Below are 15,493 nucleotides of genomic sequence, written 5' to 3' on the forward strand. Positions count from 1 at the left end.
GAATCCCGTTGATGTATCAACGGGATTTTTTTGTTAAAAATCAATCTAAAATCCAAAATTCTGAAACGTTCCATTTTTTTCGTCGTCTTTAAGGAGAACCACTACGAACCAAAACAGCAAACTGACCGTGTTTCAAATTGAACTGGTAGAAAAATGTAAGCGCAACGACCGAGAGGCGCAGTTAAAACTGTATCGTCAATATTGTGATGGTATGTTTGGTGTTGCCATGCGGTTTTTGAAAAATTCAAACGATGCGGAGGATGTGGTTCAGGAATCATTTATTAAGGCATTTCAACGAATTGAACAGTTCCAGGGCGAAGTAACTTTCGGAGCTTGGCTAAAACGGATTGTGGTGAACGGGAGCATCGATTTTTTAAAATCAAAAAATCAAAGAACGGTGGAATTGAACGAGAGCTATTTGCACATTACCGATGAGGCCGATTGGCATGTTGATGAAGGTATTTCCTTGGAAGAGGTTAAAAAGACCATTGAAGAGCTGCCTGATAAATATAGGTATGTGGTTCAACTTTTTCTGGTGGAGGGGTATGACCACGGTGAGATAGCCCAAATATTGAAAATAACGGAAGCGGCTTCGCGCACGAGATTGTTACGGGGCAAGCTACAATTAAAGGAATCATTAAAAGAAAAAACGTATGGCACGGGATCTTAGAAAAATGTTCACGGAGGAACGGGAGGAAAAGACCTACGCAATGAAAAAGGGGCATGAGGCCCGGTTCCTATCCAAGTTGGATGAAAAGATACCATCGGAGGAACCTACTAAGGAGAAGGAAAGGTATGCTGTTTGGTGGCAGATAGCAGCATCGGTTGTGGTTGCTCTGGGGATAACCTTCTACTATTTTTCAAGCAAGGAGGGTGATGTAAAAACCACTGATTCCCAAGTTGTGGAAACGAATAATGACAAAGGTGGATATGAGGGCATTTCTTTGGGAGACCTTTCGCCGGATTTAAAGAAGGTAGAGAATTATTACCTAACCAACATCAATCTTGAGTTGTCCGATTTGGAAATTGATGCCAATAATAAGGAGGTTATGGACAGTTATATGGAACGATTGGCCGAATTGGATAGGGAATATAATCGATTGAACAAAGAATTGAATGAAATGGGACCCAATGACCAAACCATTGGGGCACTGGTTAAAAATCTACAGTTGCGCTTGCAACTGCTACAAAAATTGAAATCAAAGTTAAACCAATTAAAATCATCAAAAAATGAACAGGAATCATCGAATATTATTTAGTGGGTTTCTCTTGGTGCTGACAGGAATGGTCTGTCAGGCGCAGGAGAAATCAAAAACCTACACGGAAACCTTCAATGTGGAGAAAGATGCCGTCATCGACATTAATACAAGTTATGCGGACATTGAGTTTGAAACTTGGGACAAAGACCAAGTAGTTGTTACCGCTGTGGTGGAGTTGGAAGGTGCTACCGATGAGGAGATCAAATCCTATTTTGAGAAAGATCAGGTGGCCATCAAAGGAAATAGCAAGGAAATTACCATCCGCACTACAGGGGAGACTTTTTGGGGGGGTAACGCTTCTTTTGTCTATGATTTTGATATGCCGGATTTTGATTTTGTAATTCCAGAAATCCCTGAAATCCCAGAGCTTCCAGAAATCATTGTGATGCCAAATTTGCCTCCTATGCCGCCCATGCCTCCAATGCCACACATGGATTTTGATTATGATGCATACAAAAAGGACGGCGACAAATATTTGAAGGAATGGAAAAAGGACTTCGACAAAAATTTTGATAAAGAGTATAAAGAGCGTTTTAAGGAGTGGAGCGAAACCATGGCGGAAGTGGCCAAGGAACATGCCGAAAATAGAAAGCATATTGAAGAGGACCGGAAAGAACTTATGGAAGAACGCAAGGAGATGATTGAAGAACAACAGGAACTACGTAAAGAAGCCCGTGAAGAGATGCGAAAGCAGCGAGAGGAAGTTAGGAAGCAGCAGGCAGAAGTGAGACGACATGTTATCAGTATTAATAATGGTGAGCCCAATGTGTTTTATTTCTCATCGGATGATGGTGAGGGAAAGAAATACAAAGTAAAAAAGCGCATCAAGATTAAAATGCCCAAGAGCGTCAAACTAAAAATGGATGTACGGCATGGTGAGGTAAAATTGGCTGCCAATACAAAGAACATCAATGCAAGCTTGTCATACGCAAGCTTGCATGCTTCTACCATTGATGGCGATAAAACCAGCATCCAGGCCTCATATTCGCCCGTTGTGGTGCAACAATGGAATTACGGACAGTTAAAAACGGATTATTCGGAGGAGGTAAATCTTAAAGAAGTAAAAGAACTGAAATTGAATTCGGTCTCTTCCAACGTGGTCATTGGAAGGTTAGCAGATAATATTTTGGTGACCAGTAGTCTGGGGGCGCTGAACATCGGTTCCGTAGCCGAAGGGTTTTCCAACATTGATATAACGGTAGAAAATGGTGAAGTGGACTGCAAGGTGCCCAACGTTCCCTTTAAAATCTATGTCAATGAGACCTCATCAGAATTTACTTATCCCAAGAGTATATCCATAGGAACGTCAAAAAATTTCAACACCAATGTGCATAAAGGCTATCATATGGCCGATAAGAATGGTAAATCCATTACCATCAATTCCAAGTACAGTGAGGTGGTCTTAAAGGAGTAATAGGCCTTGCACTCTTGTCCCAAACTAAACGCCTACTTCTTTCCTATGACCAAATCCTTGGTCAGCAAATAATTACAACACTTTTTCTTACTGATATCCTTAATGCGTGTCCTCTTTAAGGTACGATTGAAAATTGGCTTTAAACCGGTTCAATCTGGGGATGGAAACGTTTCTGATATAGGAATTGTTCGGATTGTTTCTTTCGTAATCCTGATGGTACTCTTCGGCCATATAAAATGTATCGAATTTTTTTACTTCAGTAACAATGGGTCTGTCATAAACCATTTCTTCTTTTAACTTGGCCATGTAGTTGGTTATGATTTTTTTCTCATCCTCATTTTTATAAAATGCTATGGAACGGTATTGTGGTCCTCTATCAGGTCCTTGTCGGTTTAGGGTGGTTGGGTCGTGGGAACCAAAGAACACCTGTACCAATTGGGTGAATGAAACCACTTTAGGGTCATAATAAACTTCTACAGCTTCGGCATGGGTAGTCCTACCATAGGAAACTTGCTCATATGTTGGATTTTTTTCGGTTCCACCGGAATATCCGGAGTATACTTCTTTTACTCCCTTTACGCTTTCAAAAATAGCCTCTACGCACCAAAAGCACCCACTGGCAAAATAGGCGGTTTCATATTCCTGCAGTTGGGATGCGGTGAGCGATTCTTTTTTTGGCGCTTCCAGGTGCTCTTGTTGTACAAGCTCTTGATTTTTGGATTTGTCTTTGGATTGACACCCGTAAGAGGTGAAAAGCAATAGTAGTAAAAATGGAATTCCCACAATTTTCATTTTAGCGTTTTTTGTTTAGTGGGAAGAAGTTAGCAACAATTACTTGAAATGCTGTTAAATTTTGTTAATCGGAATGAAAACAGAGTAGGCTGACCAGTAATCCGAAAAGTATTTTGAAGGATAATATGCAATGAATTACTACAACTAATTCTTACTTATGGTACTCTTTTTCCTACAAATACCAAGCTTTATATCAGTAAGTTACAGATGAACGGTCATTTCAATGATCGATGAAATGCACATGTCGTCGCCATGCTGTATTTGGACCCAAAAACGTTCATCGAGGATAAAATGCACTTAATCCTGAGCGGAGCATTTCCACCGACAGAAAAGTGGATTTGGCCGATATATCTCCCAATCTGAGGGCATCTGAGGGTAGCTTTACATTGTAAATAAAACCCAAATCATGAAAACAATTTTAACCATCATCGCAGTAACATTTTTCGGAACAATGGCCATGGCTCAAGATATTTCTAAAGAGGTAAAGGTTGAAACCAATACTGCTGATGTGGAGTTGAATATTGCAATTGAGAAGGAAATCAAGAAGGACAGAAAAATGACCAGATTGTACAAATTCAAAAACTCTAGGGTTAAAAAAGAACTTTCTTTCACTACAAAAAGAAACAAAGCAAAATTGGCTTAATCATGATAATGGGGCTGTTACTACCTTTTGCACTTTTCCTAAGTTTGGCTTTTGTTGTTGCGTCGCTGATCTTTTCGATGCGCACCAGAAAATTTACGTAATTCTTCCCAAGGTTTTTGAAATCGGCTTTTGGCAAGCCAGAAAGTTTGTAAGTGGAACTAATCTACAGAATTGAACTCTTCTATGACTTCTTCGAATTCAATACGGTAATAGGTACCCTTTTTTTCGTAGTCCCTTGTTATGGTGCCGCGTAGTTGACGGGCCAGGTTATAAATCAATTTTAAACCAAGGGAATTGGAGGTTCTTGGGTTGATATCCTCGGAATATCCAACGCCATTATCACCCAGATACATTTCATATCGGTTATTGGGCAATTTATGCAATGAAACATGTATTTCTCCACCCTGTCCTTCCGAAATACCATATTTTAAGGCATTTGTGATGGTTTCATTTATAATGAGCCCCAAAGGGATTACCGTATCTATACTGAGTTTGTAGTCGTCAATATCCAAATCTACCTTTACACTGTTGGTGTTCCCCTTAACTGAACGCACCAAATAATCACACAATTCTTTTACATAGGGCTGCAACTCTACTTTGGAAAGGTAATCATCCCGTTTGTACAGCATTTCATGGACCATGGCCATGGAAACCACCCTATTTTGACTACTTTTTATGATATTGCTGATTTTTTCATCAGCAATGGCCCTGGATTGCAGGCTCAACAAGCTGGAAACGGTCTGTAGATTATTTTTAACCCTGTGATGTACTTCTTTCAAAAGTATTTCCTTTTCCTCTATACGTTCCTGAATCTCATTTCTGGATTTGTACAACTTATGATGTGCCCTCAATAGATTTTTTCCAAAAACACCTCCCAATAAATACACGGCAAAAACAGCGCTCAAAAATGCAAACCAACTTTGGGATTCCAAAGGAATAGTGTTCTCAGAAATCCGGAAATCACCAGTATCGTATAAAAACAAAATGGCAAGTACAGAGAGGTTAACGATGAGATAGAGTTGGCCAAAGACCCTTGTTGTCACGTACCCGGCAAAGACCACAATGGCCAGAACAAAAACGAAAGGACTCTGTATGCCACCACTATATACGGTAACAATGGTTGCCCCGATCATGGCGAGGATTGAGGTGAGATTATACGTGAATATTAAATTCTCGTGCTGCTTATAAAGTAGTGTATTTACTAGGTTTAAGATGGCAAAACTAAAACAGGCATACGGAATAATACCTTCAATGTTTAAAAAAAACAGGCAGATGAGGCCCAAAATGAACGCAAATAAAGAAGAGCTATAGTTAACCTTTAGTATCAAATCGATTTTGTCTTGCAAAAGTTGTTTATCCTTGACAGGAGCCTTCATATACTGCGCTTGATTGTTCTGCTCTACTACACTAAAGGTTGAAAAATGGAGTAGTAAAAGTAGCTTATTACGGGGTGTTTCGGATGTAAATCTAAATATGTTTTTTGATATAATCAAAAGCGGCAGCTATAATTAGCTGCCGCATGCATTTCTTGAATTCAAGGGAATTAGTCCTCAACAAGCACCCATTCACCTTTGTCAATTAGGGGTTCTGCTTGTTTGTACTTGCAGGTTTTGCTCTCCCCAGACATGACATTTTTGATGGTAACACGATCGTTTCTACCAATTTTTGGTTTTTCACGAACTATGGTTTCCGTAACCTGAGGTCGTTGGCGCTGGGTTTGTCCTGCTGCTCTGTTCTGTGCGGCCAACTCGTCACTATTTGGAATCTCCTCCTTAGATGTCTTCAAATTTTCCTTGGGTCTTCGAACGCTTCTTGCCTCTTGGATTTGATTGGTGTTTTCTGAAGGCAATTCACCCTTGAACAGGAACGAAATCACTTCTTTGTTCACTTTGTCAATCATCTCCTTGAAAAGTTCAAAAGCCTCGAACTTGTAAATCAATAGTGGGTCCTTTTGTTCATGGACGGCTAACTGGACGGATTGCTTTAATTCATCCATTTTACGCAAATGGGTCTTCCAAGAATCATCAATGATGGCCAGTGTAATGTTTTTTTCAAAGTCCGTTATCAACTGTTTGCCATTAGTATTGTAGGCTTTCTCCAGATTGGTGACTACATTAAGGGTCTTTATGCCATCGGTAAAGGGCACCACAATACGTTCAAACTTATTGGTTTGATCCTCATATACCTTTTTGATGACCTGAAACGCCACGGTGGCACTACGCTCCATTTTCTGTTTGTAGTAATCGTAGGCCTCATCATTGATTTTGTTGGCGATTTGTTGGAAGCTCATTTTTTTGAACTCTTCTTCACTGATGGGCGAGGTAATGGAGAAGTATTTAATAAGTTCAAACTCAAAATTCTTGAAGTCATCTGCCATTTTGTTGGTCTCAGCAATGACCTCACACGTATCGTAGATCATGTTGGCGATGTCCACTTTAAGTCGTTCTCCTTGCAGAGCATGCTTTCTTCGTTTATAGATGACTTCCCTTTGGGCGTTCATTACATCATCATATTCCAACAAACGTTTACGGATACCAAAGTTGTTCTCCTCAACTTTTTTCTGGGCCCGCTCAATGGATTTGGTCATCATGGAATGTTGAATGACCTCGCCTTCTTCCAAGCCCATACGGTCCATCATTTTGGCCACTCGGTCTGAGCCGAACAACCGCATCAGGTTGTCTTCCAAGGAAACATAGAACTGCGAACTTCCTGGGTCACCTTGTCGTCCAGAACGACCACGTAACTGTCTATCCACACGGCGTGAATCATGTCGTTCTGTGCCCACAATGGCCAAACCACCTGCTTTTTTCACTTCTGGACTCAATTTAATGTCGGTACCCCTACCGGCCATGTTGGTGGCAATGGTCACAATACCAGATTTACCCGCTTCAGCAACAATATCAGCTTCCTTTTTGTGCAATTTGGCGTTCAATACATTGTGGGGCACCTTACGAACGCTCAACAATTTGGATAGCAATTCTGAAATCTCTACCGAGGTTGTACCAATCAATACTGGTCGACCTGATTGGGAGAGTTTGGTAACTTCATCTATGATGGCGTTGTATTTTTCACGTTTGGTCTTATAGATCAAATCGTGTCGGTCATCTCTGGCAATAGGCCTATTGGTTGGAATTTCCATCACATCCAACTTGTAGATTTCCCAGAACTCACCTGCTTCGGTAACAGCTGTACCTGTCATTCCCGCAAGCTTGTTGTACATTCTAAAGTAGTTCTGTAGGGTGATGGTGGCAAAGGTCTGGGTCATGGCCTCAATCTTCACGTTTTCCTTCGCTTCAATAGCTTGATGCAATCCATCTGAATAGCGTCTACCGTCCATGATACGGCCCGTCTGCTCGTCCACGATCATCACCTTATTGTCCATGACCACATATTCCACATCTTTTTCAAAGAGGGTGTAGGCCTTCAACAATTGGGTCATAGTGTGGATGCGCTCACTTTTTACAGCAAAATCCTTGAACAGTTCTTCCTTTAGTTCGGCTTCTTTTTCAATTTCAAGGTCTTGATTTTCAATCTTGGCGATTTCACTGCCAATATCGGGCATCACAAAGAAATCCTTGTCTTGATCCCTGGAAATATAATCAACACCTTTATCGGTCAATTCTATCTGGTTGTTCTTCTCATCAATCACAAACAACAAATCGGCATCTACCTTGGGCATTTCCCGATTGTTGTCTTGCATGTAGAAGTTTTCCGTTTTCTGCAACAACTGTTTTACCCCCTCTTCACTCAAAAATTTAATGAGTGCCTTGTTTTTAGGTAGTCCACGGTGTACCCGAAGCAAGAGGAACCCTCCTTCTTTGGTGTCTCCTGCAGCGATAAGTTTTTTTGCCTCTGCCAACACACCCGTTAAATGTTGTCTTTGCTTTTGAACGATATCCGAAACCTTTGGTTTGAGCTCGTTGAATTCGTGTCGGTCACCTTCTGGAACGGGACCGGATATGATCAAAGGGGTACGGGCATCATCGATCAATACGGAATCCACCTCATCCACAATAGCATAATGATGCGGGCGTTGCACCAAATCGCCTGGGGTGTGTGCCATGTTATCACGCAGGTAATCAAAACCAAATTCGTTATTGGTACCGTAGGTAATATCGGCATTATAAGCAGCTCTTCGTCCATCAGAATTGGGTTGGTGCTTATCAATACAATCCACCGAAAGTCCGTGGAATTCAAAAATGGGAGCCATCCATGCACTGTCCCTTTTGGCCAAGTAATCGTTCACGGTCACCAAATGGGCTCCTTTTCCGGCCAATGCGTTCAAATAGAGTGGGAGCGTAGCCACCAATGTTTTACCCTCACCCGTTTGCATCTCGGCAATTTTTCCTTGGTGGAGACATATACCACCGATCAACTGCACATCATAATGAACCATATCCCAAGTGACTTCCTTCCCTGCGGCATCCCAGGAATTATTCCAAATGGCCTTATCGTTATCCAAGTTGACGTAATCCTTGGTTCCTGAAATAGCACGGTCAAACTCCGTGGCAGTAACTGTAAGGGTTTCATTGGCCGCAAAGCGTTTGGCGGTTTCTTTTACCACCGCAAAGGCTTCGGGAAGTATAGTATTGAGGGTCTTTTCTGAAATTTGGTAGGCTTCTTCGTTGAGCTTGTCTATTTCAGAATAGATTTCTTCATTGCGGTCTATGTCATTGGAGTTTTCCACTTCGTGCTCCAGTGCTGCAATCTTATCATTGATTTCTTTGCAATCTTCGGCAATCTGGGCTTTGAAGGAAACGGTTTTCTGTCTTAGTTCATCGTGGCTCAATCCTTCGAGTGCTTGCTCAAAGGATTTTATCTCTTTTACCAAAGGTTGTAGGGCCTTAACGTCCTTTTCTGATTTATCTCCTACAAAAACCTTCAGTACGGAATTAATCAAACTCATGAAATGTCTTTTCGTTAGAATGGCAAAAGCTGTTCCATTGATGAGAATAAGGTGGAATTCTTTTGCTGGGCTGTCAAAATTACATAAAAAAAAGCCTCAAAAGAGACTTTTTAACGTGCTTTGTGTTTTCCGAAATTAATATTCATCCTCATTCCAAAGATAGTCTTCTTCGGTAGGATAGTCGGGCCATATTTCCTCAATGGACTCATATATCTCGCCGCCCTCTTCTTCCATGGATTGGAGGTTTTCCACAACTTCCAATGGTGCTCCGGTACGGATTGCGTAATCTATCAGTTCGTCTTTGGTGGCTGGCCAAGGCGCATCACTTAAATATGAGGCTAGTTCTAATGTCCAGTACATAGTAACGGTTTGATTTTAAATTTTTTGCAAAAATAATTTTTAAACTCAATTAGTCAAGTAAAAACAGTATTAATTAAAAATTATTTTGGAGTTGACAAAACAATTGCGGTAAAAAAGCGATTTTTTTAGTCCTTCTCCTTTGGAATCCACTTGACTTCTTGGGCTTTTAAGTCGTTTGACAACTTTCGTGCCAATACAAACAAATAATCGGATAGGCGGTTGATGTAGGACAGTAACGAAGCTGGAACAGGCTCATTTTCGTTTAAATATGAGATCATGCGCTCTGCACGACGACAAACGGTTCTGGCAATATGACAGTATGACACGGTGGTATGTCCGCCAGGTAGGATAAAATGTGTCATTTCTGGAAGGCTTTCGTTCATTAGATCCATTTCTTTTTCCAAAAGTTCGATGTCATCCTCACTAATCCGCGGAATCTTGAGCCGATGGTCTCTTTTAGGTTCGGTGGCCAAAATGGAGCCCACAGTGAACAGTTTGTCCTGAATCAACATCAATATTTCTTTGGTATGGGTATCCATCTTTTGATCACGAAGCAATCCCAAAAACGAATTAAGTTCATCAATGGTGCCATAGCTCTCAATACGGATGTGATGTTTGGGTACCCTTGTCCCTGTGAACAATGCCGTGGTACCTTTATCTCCAGTTTTGGTGTAAATCTTCATTTTTCAGTAATCAATTAGCAATTAACAATTACTCATTGTTTATTGTTTACTGCCCATTGTAAATTGTTTATTGTTCATTGTCCCTGTCATGCATACGTTTGCCTTCCATGAATCTACGGGATTTTCTACGACGGGTAGCTTTTTTATTTCGGAATAAAATAATCAAATAAATAAGCCCCAAAACTACGAGGACATACCAAATGGTGTTGTCTGTTGTTGCACTTTCCATACTTAAAAATACTTTTTTAAATCCGAATGGTGAAATGTTCCTTCTCCTGTTCCTGGCGGATGAAAATGGCACCGCAATGGAACATGTCAATACTAACGGTGATATGGGGTAAAACAACCAAATTTTCCCATTCGTTTTGTTTTTCTCTATCTTGATGTATCCCGCAGATTAAAACCATGCTATCGTTATGGAATTTGCCTTTAGAAAGTAGTTCAACGAATTTCGAAACATCCATCGCGTCGGTGTACAGTATGTCTATCGGTACAGTATCAACAGAGATGTCTGGAAAAGTGGTTTTTACAAGTTTTTCAATCTCTTCGGAATTCTCAATTTCAACATTTTTATAATTGAAGAAACTAAGGCTATTCAGCAAAACATTGATAGTCTTATTGCGGTGCAGGCTTTGTTTTGAATACAAACATTTTGTTACAAAATTAAATACAAAAGGGGAGTGTACCCCATGCTCATTGGTGGATTTGAGGAGAAATTTGAGATAAGCAATCAGTTTAAAATACATAAAACACCCCTAAAGTCCCCTGCCTGCGGCAGGCAGGCCTCAAGGGGACAATTTATCCCTCTAAAATAGCAGAAAGTTCAAACCAGCGTTCGGTTTTCTCCTCTATGCCGTTCTCCACTTCTTTGAGATCGATGGATAGTTGGGCAATAGCATCGCCATCCAATTCTGGATTCATAAATTTGTTTTGAAGTTCAGCTTTCTTTTCTTCCAATTTCTGAATATCCTTTTCCAACTGTTTGTACTCTTTTTGTTCCAAATAGGAGAGTTTACCCCCGCTGGTATCCCGCCAATTGTTTTCGGTTTTTTCCGTAGAAGTGGTTTTATTTTCCCGCTCTTCCATGACTTTGCTGTTCTCATAAACCCGATAATCGGTGTAGTTACCGGGGAAATCCTCTATCACTCCATCTCCTTTAAAAACAAACAAGTGATCTACAATTTTATCCATAAAATACCGGTCGTGTGATACCACAATCAAACATCCTGGGAAATCCAACAAAAAGCTTTCTAAGACATTTAGGGTCACAATATCCAAATCGTTGGTGGGCTCATCCAGAATCAAAAAGTTAGGGTTTTGAATAAGAACGGTACAGAGGTAAAGTCGTTTTCGTTCTCCACCACTGAGTTTTTCAACAAAGTCGTACTGCTTTTTTCGGTCAAACAGAAAGCGTTCCAACAATTGCTGAGCTGAAATTTGCTTTCCTTTTTTTAGTGGAATGTAATCCCCAAACTCGCGAATGACATCAATGACCTTTTGGCCTTCTTTTGCAGGAATACCCTTTTGGGTATAGTATCCAAATTTTAGGGTATCACCCACTACCACTTTTCCGCCGTCCACAGCTTCGCGTTGGGTAAGTATATTCAAAAAAGTGGATTTTCCAGTACCATTTTTTCCAATGATGCCCACACGCTCCCCTTTGTTAAAATTGTAGTCAAACTTGTTGAGAATCACTTTGTCATCATAGGATTTGGAGATGTTGTGGAGCTCCAAAATCTTACTCCCCAACCGCTCCATGTTCAGTTCCAGCTCTACTTGGTGGTCTTTTCGGCGTTGGTGTGCCCTCTTTTTGATTTCAGTGAAATCATCAATTCGGGATTTGGATTTGGTGGTACGTGCCTTGGGCTGTCTGCGCATCCAATCCAATTCCTTTTTGTACAATTGTTTGGATTTGTGCTGCTCAACGGCTTCGCGTTCCATTCGAGCATCTTTTTCTTGCAAATAATACGAATAGTTGCCTTTGTACGTGTACAACTGATTGTTGTCCAGTTCTATGATCTCATTACAGACCCGGTCTAGAAAATAACGATCGTGCGTCACCATAAAGAGCGTAATATTCTCCTTGGAAAAATACGCTTCAAGCCATTCGATCATTTCCAAGTCTAAATGGTTGGTGGGCTCGTCCATGATAAGCAAATCGGGTTTATTTAGGAGCACATTGGCCAAGGCCAAACGTTTTTTCTGTCCCCCAGAAAGGGTGTTGACCTTGGCATCTAGCTTGGTCAGTTGCAATTTGAACAGGATTTGCTTGTATTGGGTTTCAAAATCCCAGGCGTTGTGCCGTTCCATCGCCTCGAAAGCTTTTTGGTAACGGTTCGTGTCCTCAGGGTTTTCCATGGCCTTTTCATAGGCGGCAATCACTTTTAGGATTTCATTGTCGGTAGTGAAAATGGTTTCTTCAATGGTGAGGTTGGGATTCAGGTTGGGTTCTTGTTCCAAAAAAGCTACTTTGGTGTCCTTTCTAACGGTTACCTGACCTGTTTCCGAGGCGTCCTTACCCGACATGATGTTGAGAATGGAGGTCTTACCGCTTCCATTTTTGGCAATCAATGCAATTTTTTGGTCTTTATTTATTCCGAAGGAAATATTGGAAAATAGCACCAATTCCCCATAGGATTTCGATATGTTTTCTACCGTAAGTAAGTTCATGGGTAATCAATTAATTGCCAATTCTACAATTTGGAATATAGAATTAGATAAACGTATCTGATGGCCAAGGTCAAAAGTAAGGGAATCACTACGAGTGAAAAAATCTGTACGTGGAATATCCACAGCACCAGCATCAATCCTATAAGGCCCAACATAGCGTACATGTATTTCGGAGACCAATCAGGTAACTTGTCCTCAAACACCAAGATGAAAGCCACAATGGCATTGAGCGGAAAGGCCCATAATACATTAAAGTTGTTGGGGGTAGAGGTATGGTCGGTGGCCAACCAGAGAAACAGCAAAAATATTCCAATCAAACCTGTGATGAGAAACAGCGAAAAGTCCAACCATCGACTTCTTACCTTGTGTTTGTAATCGAAATAGGTGACAATACCTGTAAAAATCAAGAGTAATATAAACCAGAACAGTGGTGTAAGGGGGAAAAAATGCTGTTTTGTATGCTCAGCATAATCCAAGATGGTCCGCTCTCGTTTCAACAAAGGTTTTCCGTCTTTTGTGGTATGCCGTATTTGAACCATGGCGTAATAGGGTAGGAACATGTGTTCTCGCACGGTTGCGGTTCTGTCTACTTTAGACCCGAAGGCTAAATCAATACCAAACATTGACCATGAATTGGTATCAAGAAACTGCCTTACCAGTTGCCTAAAACTATAGCGTTCTTCCAAATGGGAATCTTCAAAAACAATGGTATCCCCATATTGTTGTTTTAAAATGGTTCCTGTAATGCTGGAGCAATTGTTCAATAACGGGTCGTATAGATAATCTCGATTTTGAGGCAGGTAATTTTCTTCAAAGAAAGCGAGCATCTGGTTTCTTTCTTCTAGGGTTAGGTCAAAAATTTGTTCTTTGACCCATCTTTTTTCCAACTCATACTCAAAAAGGAAATCATCAAAACTTCTACGTGAGAGCGAATAGATCATTCGACCTTTAACAAAATTGAGGTAGAAATTGGGTTGGTTAAAATCAAAGGTTCCGTAGTTGTAGACAACATCGACTCCCAAAACGGGATCCTGAACGCGAAACGCACTGTGTCCAAAGGCATAATATAATTCATCACCAGCTGCACATGTGAGAAGACTTATTTGGGATTTCTCTGAAAGTTGTGGTGCTTGGGAAAATGCCCAAGATCCAACCAAGAGTATGATTAGGAAAAGCCTTTGTCTCATTTTTATTGTTGTCTCGCAAATATCAGAATAAATACAATGCAGCCGAATATCAAAAGTCAACAGTTTGTTTTTTCTCTTATTTTTACGGAAACCGAACTTTATGAAGTCCTATATTCCCAATTTGCTAACCTTGGTCAATGTTTTGAGTGGATGCATTGCCACTGTTTTTGCGGTGCTCAATCATTTGGAATTGGCGGCACTCTTTGTTTTTATTGGAATATTTTTTGATTTTTTTGATGGATTGGCCGCACGTGCCCTGAATGTAAAAAGTGAAGTTGGACTTCAATTGGATTCTTTGGCCGATGTGATTACCAGTGGATTGGTGCCCGGTATTGTTATGTTTCAATTGTTAAATATGGCCGAACGGGGCGGATGGAACCTCGGCTTTTTTGGACATGATGATGAAATGACCGTACTACCGTTTTTTGGATTCTTGATTACACTTGCTTCTGCATACCGATTGGCCAAGTTCAATGTGGATGAAAATCAGGTTTCTTCGTTCAGGGGATTGCCTACACCGGCCAATGCACTATTGATTCTTTCACTGCCTTTGATTTTGCTGTACCACAACAATGAAGTGTTGAGCAATATAATTCTTAATCAATGGTTTTTGATGGGCTTAACGGTGGTTAGTGCCTATTTACTGAATTCTTCCATTGAACTTTTCGCTTTAAAATTCAAGAATTGGAGTTTTAAGGATAATGGGGTCAAGTATTTGTTTTTGATTGGAAGCTTGGTGATGCTATTGACCTTAAAGTTTTTGGCCATACCCTTGATTATCGTATTCTATGTATTGGCATCTTTACTGATTCTTGCCAGAAAAGGAGATTAAAAATCCAACTTCTTTTTACGGAGCTCGAAGTTTTGCCCCAAATACACTTTACGGACCATTTCATCCACCGCCAGTTCCTCTGGAACGCCAGCTTTTAGGATTCCACCTTCAAACATTAAATAGGAGCGTTCGGTAATGGCCAAGGTTTCCTGTACGTTGTGGTCGGTGATTAAAATACCGATGTTTTTGTTCTTTAGTTGGGCCACAATACGCTGAATATCCTCCACGGCAACAGGGTCGACACCTGCAAAAGGCTCATCCAATAGTATGAATTTAGGGTCGGTGGCAAGGGCACGGGCAATTTCGGTACGACGTCGTTCCCCACCGGATAATAAATCGCCCCGGTTCTTACGAATATGTCCCAGACCAAACTCGTCAATGAGCGATTCCATTTTCATGTGTTGCTCTTTCTTACTCAAATTGGTCAACTGGAGGACACTGAGAATGTTTTTTTCAATACTCAACTTACGAAAAACGGAAGCCTCCTGTGCTAAATAGCCAATACCGTTCTGTGCTCTTTTGTACATGGGGAAAGAAGTAATGTCCATCTTGTCCAAATAGATGTTACCCCCATTGGGCTTTATCAGCCCCACAATCATATAAAATGAGGTGGTTTTTCCGGCACCGTTTGGACCCAAAAGCCCTACAATTTCTCCTTGATTGACCTCAAGCGATATACCCTTAACAACTTTTCGGCCGCGGTAGGCCTTCATGATATTTTCTGCGCGTAGCTTCATAGGAATTTGC

The 15,493-nt window shown here is 40.8% G+C and carries 15 protein-coding genes; 5 read left to right on the forward strand and 10 right to left on the reverse strand.

Annotation, left to right across the window (positions count from 1 at the left end):
* The first annotated feature begins 127 nt into the window (after positions 1-127).
* The 3 genes from AB1A65_RS08520 to AB1A65_RS08530 are packed head-to-tail and all read left to right on the forward strand — an operon-like array spanning position 128 to position 2,673.
* Positions 128-670 carry an RNA polymerase sigma factor gene (locus AB1A65_RS08520; protein WP_366587808.1) on the forward strand — a complete coding sequence of 181 codons (543 nt, stop codon included), beginning with the start codon at positions 128-130 and terminating at the stop codon, positions 668-670.
* Complete coding sequence (locus tag AB1A65_RS08525) at positions 654-1,259, forward strand: hypothetical protein (RefSeq protein WP_366587810.1); 606 nt, start codon at positions 654-656, stop codon at positions 1,257-1,259. The genes AB1A65_RS08520 and AB1A65_RS08525 overlap by 17 nt, the downstream gene beginning before the upstream one ends.
* On the forward strand, positions 1,231-2,673 hold the full coding sequence (locus tag AB1A65_RS08530; protein ID WP_366587813.1) for a hypothetical protein: 1,443 nt from the start codon (positions 1,231-1,233) through the stop codon (positions 2,671-2,673). Before AB1A65_RS08525 ends, AB1A65_RS08530 begins: the two co-directional genes overlap by 29 nt.
* A 99-nt stretch (positions 2,674-2,772) precedes the next feature.
* Here the strand turns inward: AB1A65_RS08530 and msrA are convergent, their stop codons facing one another.
* On the reverse strand, positions 2,773-3,465 hold the full coding sequence (msrA, locus tag AB1A65_RS08535; protein ID WP_366587815.1) for a peptide-methionine (S)-S-oxide reductase MsrA: 693 nt from the start codon (positions 3,463-3,465) through the stop codon (positions 2,773-2,775).
* A 406-nt stretch (positions 3,466-3,871) separates the two neighbouring features.
* On the opposite strand from msrA, the gene AB1A65_RS08540 reads away from it, so the two are divergent.
* Positions 3,872-4,108: a hypothetical protein gene (locus AB1A65_RS08540; RefSeq protein ID WP_366587818.1), complete on the forward strand. Its 237-nt coding sequence runs from the start codon at positions 3,872-3,874 to the stop codon at positions 4,106-4,108.
* Positions 4,109-4,266: 158 nt separating this feature from the next.
* Here AB1A65_RS08540 and AB1A65_RS08545 read toward each other — a convergent pair whose 3' ends face one another.
* The 8 genes from AB1A65_RS08545 to AB1A65_RS08580 form a co-directional block, all read right to left on the reverse strand.
* The gene (locus AB1A65_RS08545; protein ID WP_366587820.1) at positions 4,267-5,484 is read right to left on the reverse strand and encodes a sensor histidine kinase; all 1,218 of its coding nucleotides are present in this window, start codon (positions 5,482-5,484) and stop codon (positions 4,267-4,269) included.
* Positions 5,485-5,651: 167 nt separating this feature from the next.
* Positions 5,652-9,014 carry a preprotein translocase subunit SecA gene (gene secA, locus AB1A65_RS08550; protein WP_366587822.1) on the reverse strand — a complete coding sequence of 1,121 codons (3,363 nt, stop codon included), beginning with the start codon at positions 9,012-9,014 and terminating at the stop codon, positions 5,652-5,654.
* A 135-nt stretch (positions 9,015-9,149) separates the two neighbouring features.
* Entirely contained in the window at positions 9,150-9,374 is a 225-nt protein-coding gene (locus tag AB1A65_RS08555; protein WP_013551418.1) for a DUF2795 domain-containing protein, read from the reverse strand.
* Between the two features lie 125 nt (positions 9,375-9,499).
* Positions 9,500-10,057: a cob(I)yrinic acid a,c-diamide adenosyltransferase gene (locus AB1A65_RS08560; protein ID WP_366587824.1), complete on the reverse strand. Its 558-nt coding sequence runs from the start codon at positions 10,055-10,057 to the stop codon at positions 9,500-9,502.
* Positions 10,058-10,124: 67 nt separating this feature from the next.
* Complete coding sequence (locus AB1A65_RS08565; RefSeq protein WP_366587827.1) at positions 10,125-10,286, reverse strand: hypothetical protein; 162 nt, start codon at positions 10,284-10,286, stop codon at positions 10,125-10,127.
* Between the two features lie 16 nt (positions 10,287-10,302).
* Positions 10,303-10,659 (reverse strand): hypothetical protein, encoded by a 357-nt coding sequence (locus tag AB1A65_RS08570; protein WP_366587830.1) that lies wholly within the window; start codon positions 10,657-10,659, stop codon positions 10,303-10,305.
* Positions 10,660-10,855: 196 nt separating this feature from the next.
* The gene (locus tag AB1A65_RS08575) at positions 10,856-12,727 is read right to left on the reverse strand and encodes an ABC-F family ATP-binding cassette domain-containing protein (protein ID WP_366587833.1); all 1,872 of its coding nucleotides are present in this window, start codon (positions 12,725-12,727) and stop codon (positions 10,856-10,858) included.
* Positions 12,728-12,750: 23 nt separating this feature from the next.
* Positions 12,751-13,914 carry a DUF4105 domain-containing protein gene (locus AB1A65_RS08580; protein ID WP_366587836.1) on the reverse strand — a complete coding sequence of 388 codons (1,164 nt, stop codon included), beginning with the start codon at positions 13,912-13,914 and terminating at the stop codon, positions 12,751-12,753.
* A 100-nt stretch (positions 13,915-14,014) separates the two neighbouring features.
* Between AB1A65_RS08580 and AB1A65_RS08585 the strand changes: the two genes are divergently transcribed.
* Positions 14,015-14,746, forward strand: a complete 732-nt coding sequence (locus AB1A65_RS08585; RefSeq protein ID WP_366587839.1) for a CDP-alcohol phosphatidyltransferase family protein — start codon at positions 14,015-14,017, stop codon at positions 14,744-14,746.
* On the opposite strand, the gene lptB is transcribed toward AB1A65_RS08585, so the two are convergent.
* The gene (gene lptB, locus AB1A65_RS08590; protein ID WP_207097074.1) at positions 14,743-15,483 is read right to left on the reverse strand and encodes an LPS export ABC transporter ATP-binding protein; all 741 of its coding nucleotides are present in this window, start codon (positions 15,481-15,483) and stop codon (positions 14,743-14,745) included. The two genes, AB1A65_RS08585 and lptB, sit on opposite strands and share 4 nt — an antisense overlap.
* Positions 15,484-15,493 lie beyond the last annotated feature (10 nt).

The sequence above is a fragment of the Allomuricauda sp. ANG21 genome, from assembly GCF_040705235.1.
Taxonomy (GTDB): Bacteria; Bacteroidota; Bacteroidia; order Flavobacteriales; family Flavobacteriaceae; genus Flagellimonas; species Flagellimonas marina.

Bases quoted from the DNA above. Each gene is read 5' to 3' on its own strand.
- AB1A65_RS08525 (WP_366587810.1), top strand. From the start codon at position 654: ATGGCACGGGATCTTAGAAAAATGTTCACGGAGGAACGGGAGGAAAAG.
- AB1A65_RS08545 (WP_366587820.1), bottom strand. From the start codon at position 5,484: ATGAAGGCTCCTGTCAAGGATAAACAACTTTTGCAAGACAAAATCGAT.
- AB1A65_RS08580 (WP_366587836.1), bottom strand. From the start codon at position 13,914: ATGAGACAAAGGCTTTTCCTAATCATACTCTTGGTTGGATCTTGGGCA.
- AB1A65_RS08540 (WP_366587818.1), top strand. From the start codon at position 3,872: ATGAAAACAATTTTAACCATCATCGCAGTAACATTTTTCGGAACAATG.
- AB1A65_RS08585 (WP_366587839.1), top strand. From the start codon at position 14,015: ATGAAGTCCTATATTCCCAATTTGCTAACCTTGGTCAATGTTTTGAGT.
- AB1A65_RS08565 (WP_366587827.1), bottom strand. From the start codon at position 10,286: ATGGAAAGTGCAACAACAGACAACACCATTTGGTATGTCCTCGTAGTT.
- msrA (WP_366587815.1), bottom strand. From the start codon at position 3,465: ATGAAAATTGTGGGAATTCCATTTTTACTACTATTGCTTTTCACCTCT.
- AB1A65_RS08555 (WP_013551418.1), bottom strand. From the start codon at position 9,374: ATGTACTGGACATTAGAACTAGCCTCATATTTAAGTGATGCGCCTTGG.
- secA (WP_366587822.1), bottom strand. From the start codon at position 9,014: ATGAGTTTGATTAATTCCGTACTGAAGGTTTTTGTAGGAGATAAATCA.
- AB1A65_RS08575 (WP_366587833.1), bottom strand. From the start codon at position 12,727: ATGAACTTACTTACGGTAGAAAACATATCGAAATCCTATGGGGAATTG.
- AB1A65_RS08530 (WP_366587813.1), top strand. From the start codon at position 1,231: ATGAACAGGAATCATCGAATATTATTTAGTGGGTTTCTCTTGGTGCTG.
- AB1A65_RS08560 (WP_366587824.1), bottom strand. From the start codon at position 10,057: ATGAAGATTTACACCAAAACTGGAGATAAAGGTACCACGGCATTGTTC.
- lptB (WP_207097074.1), bottom strand. From the start codon at position 15,483: ATGAAGCTACGCGCAGAAAATATCATGAAGGCCTACCGCGGCCGAAAA.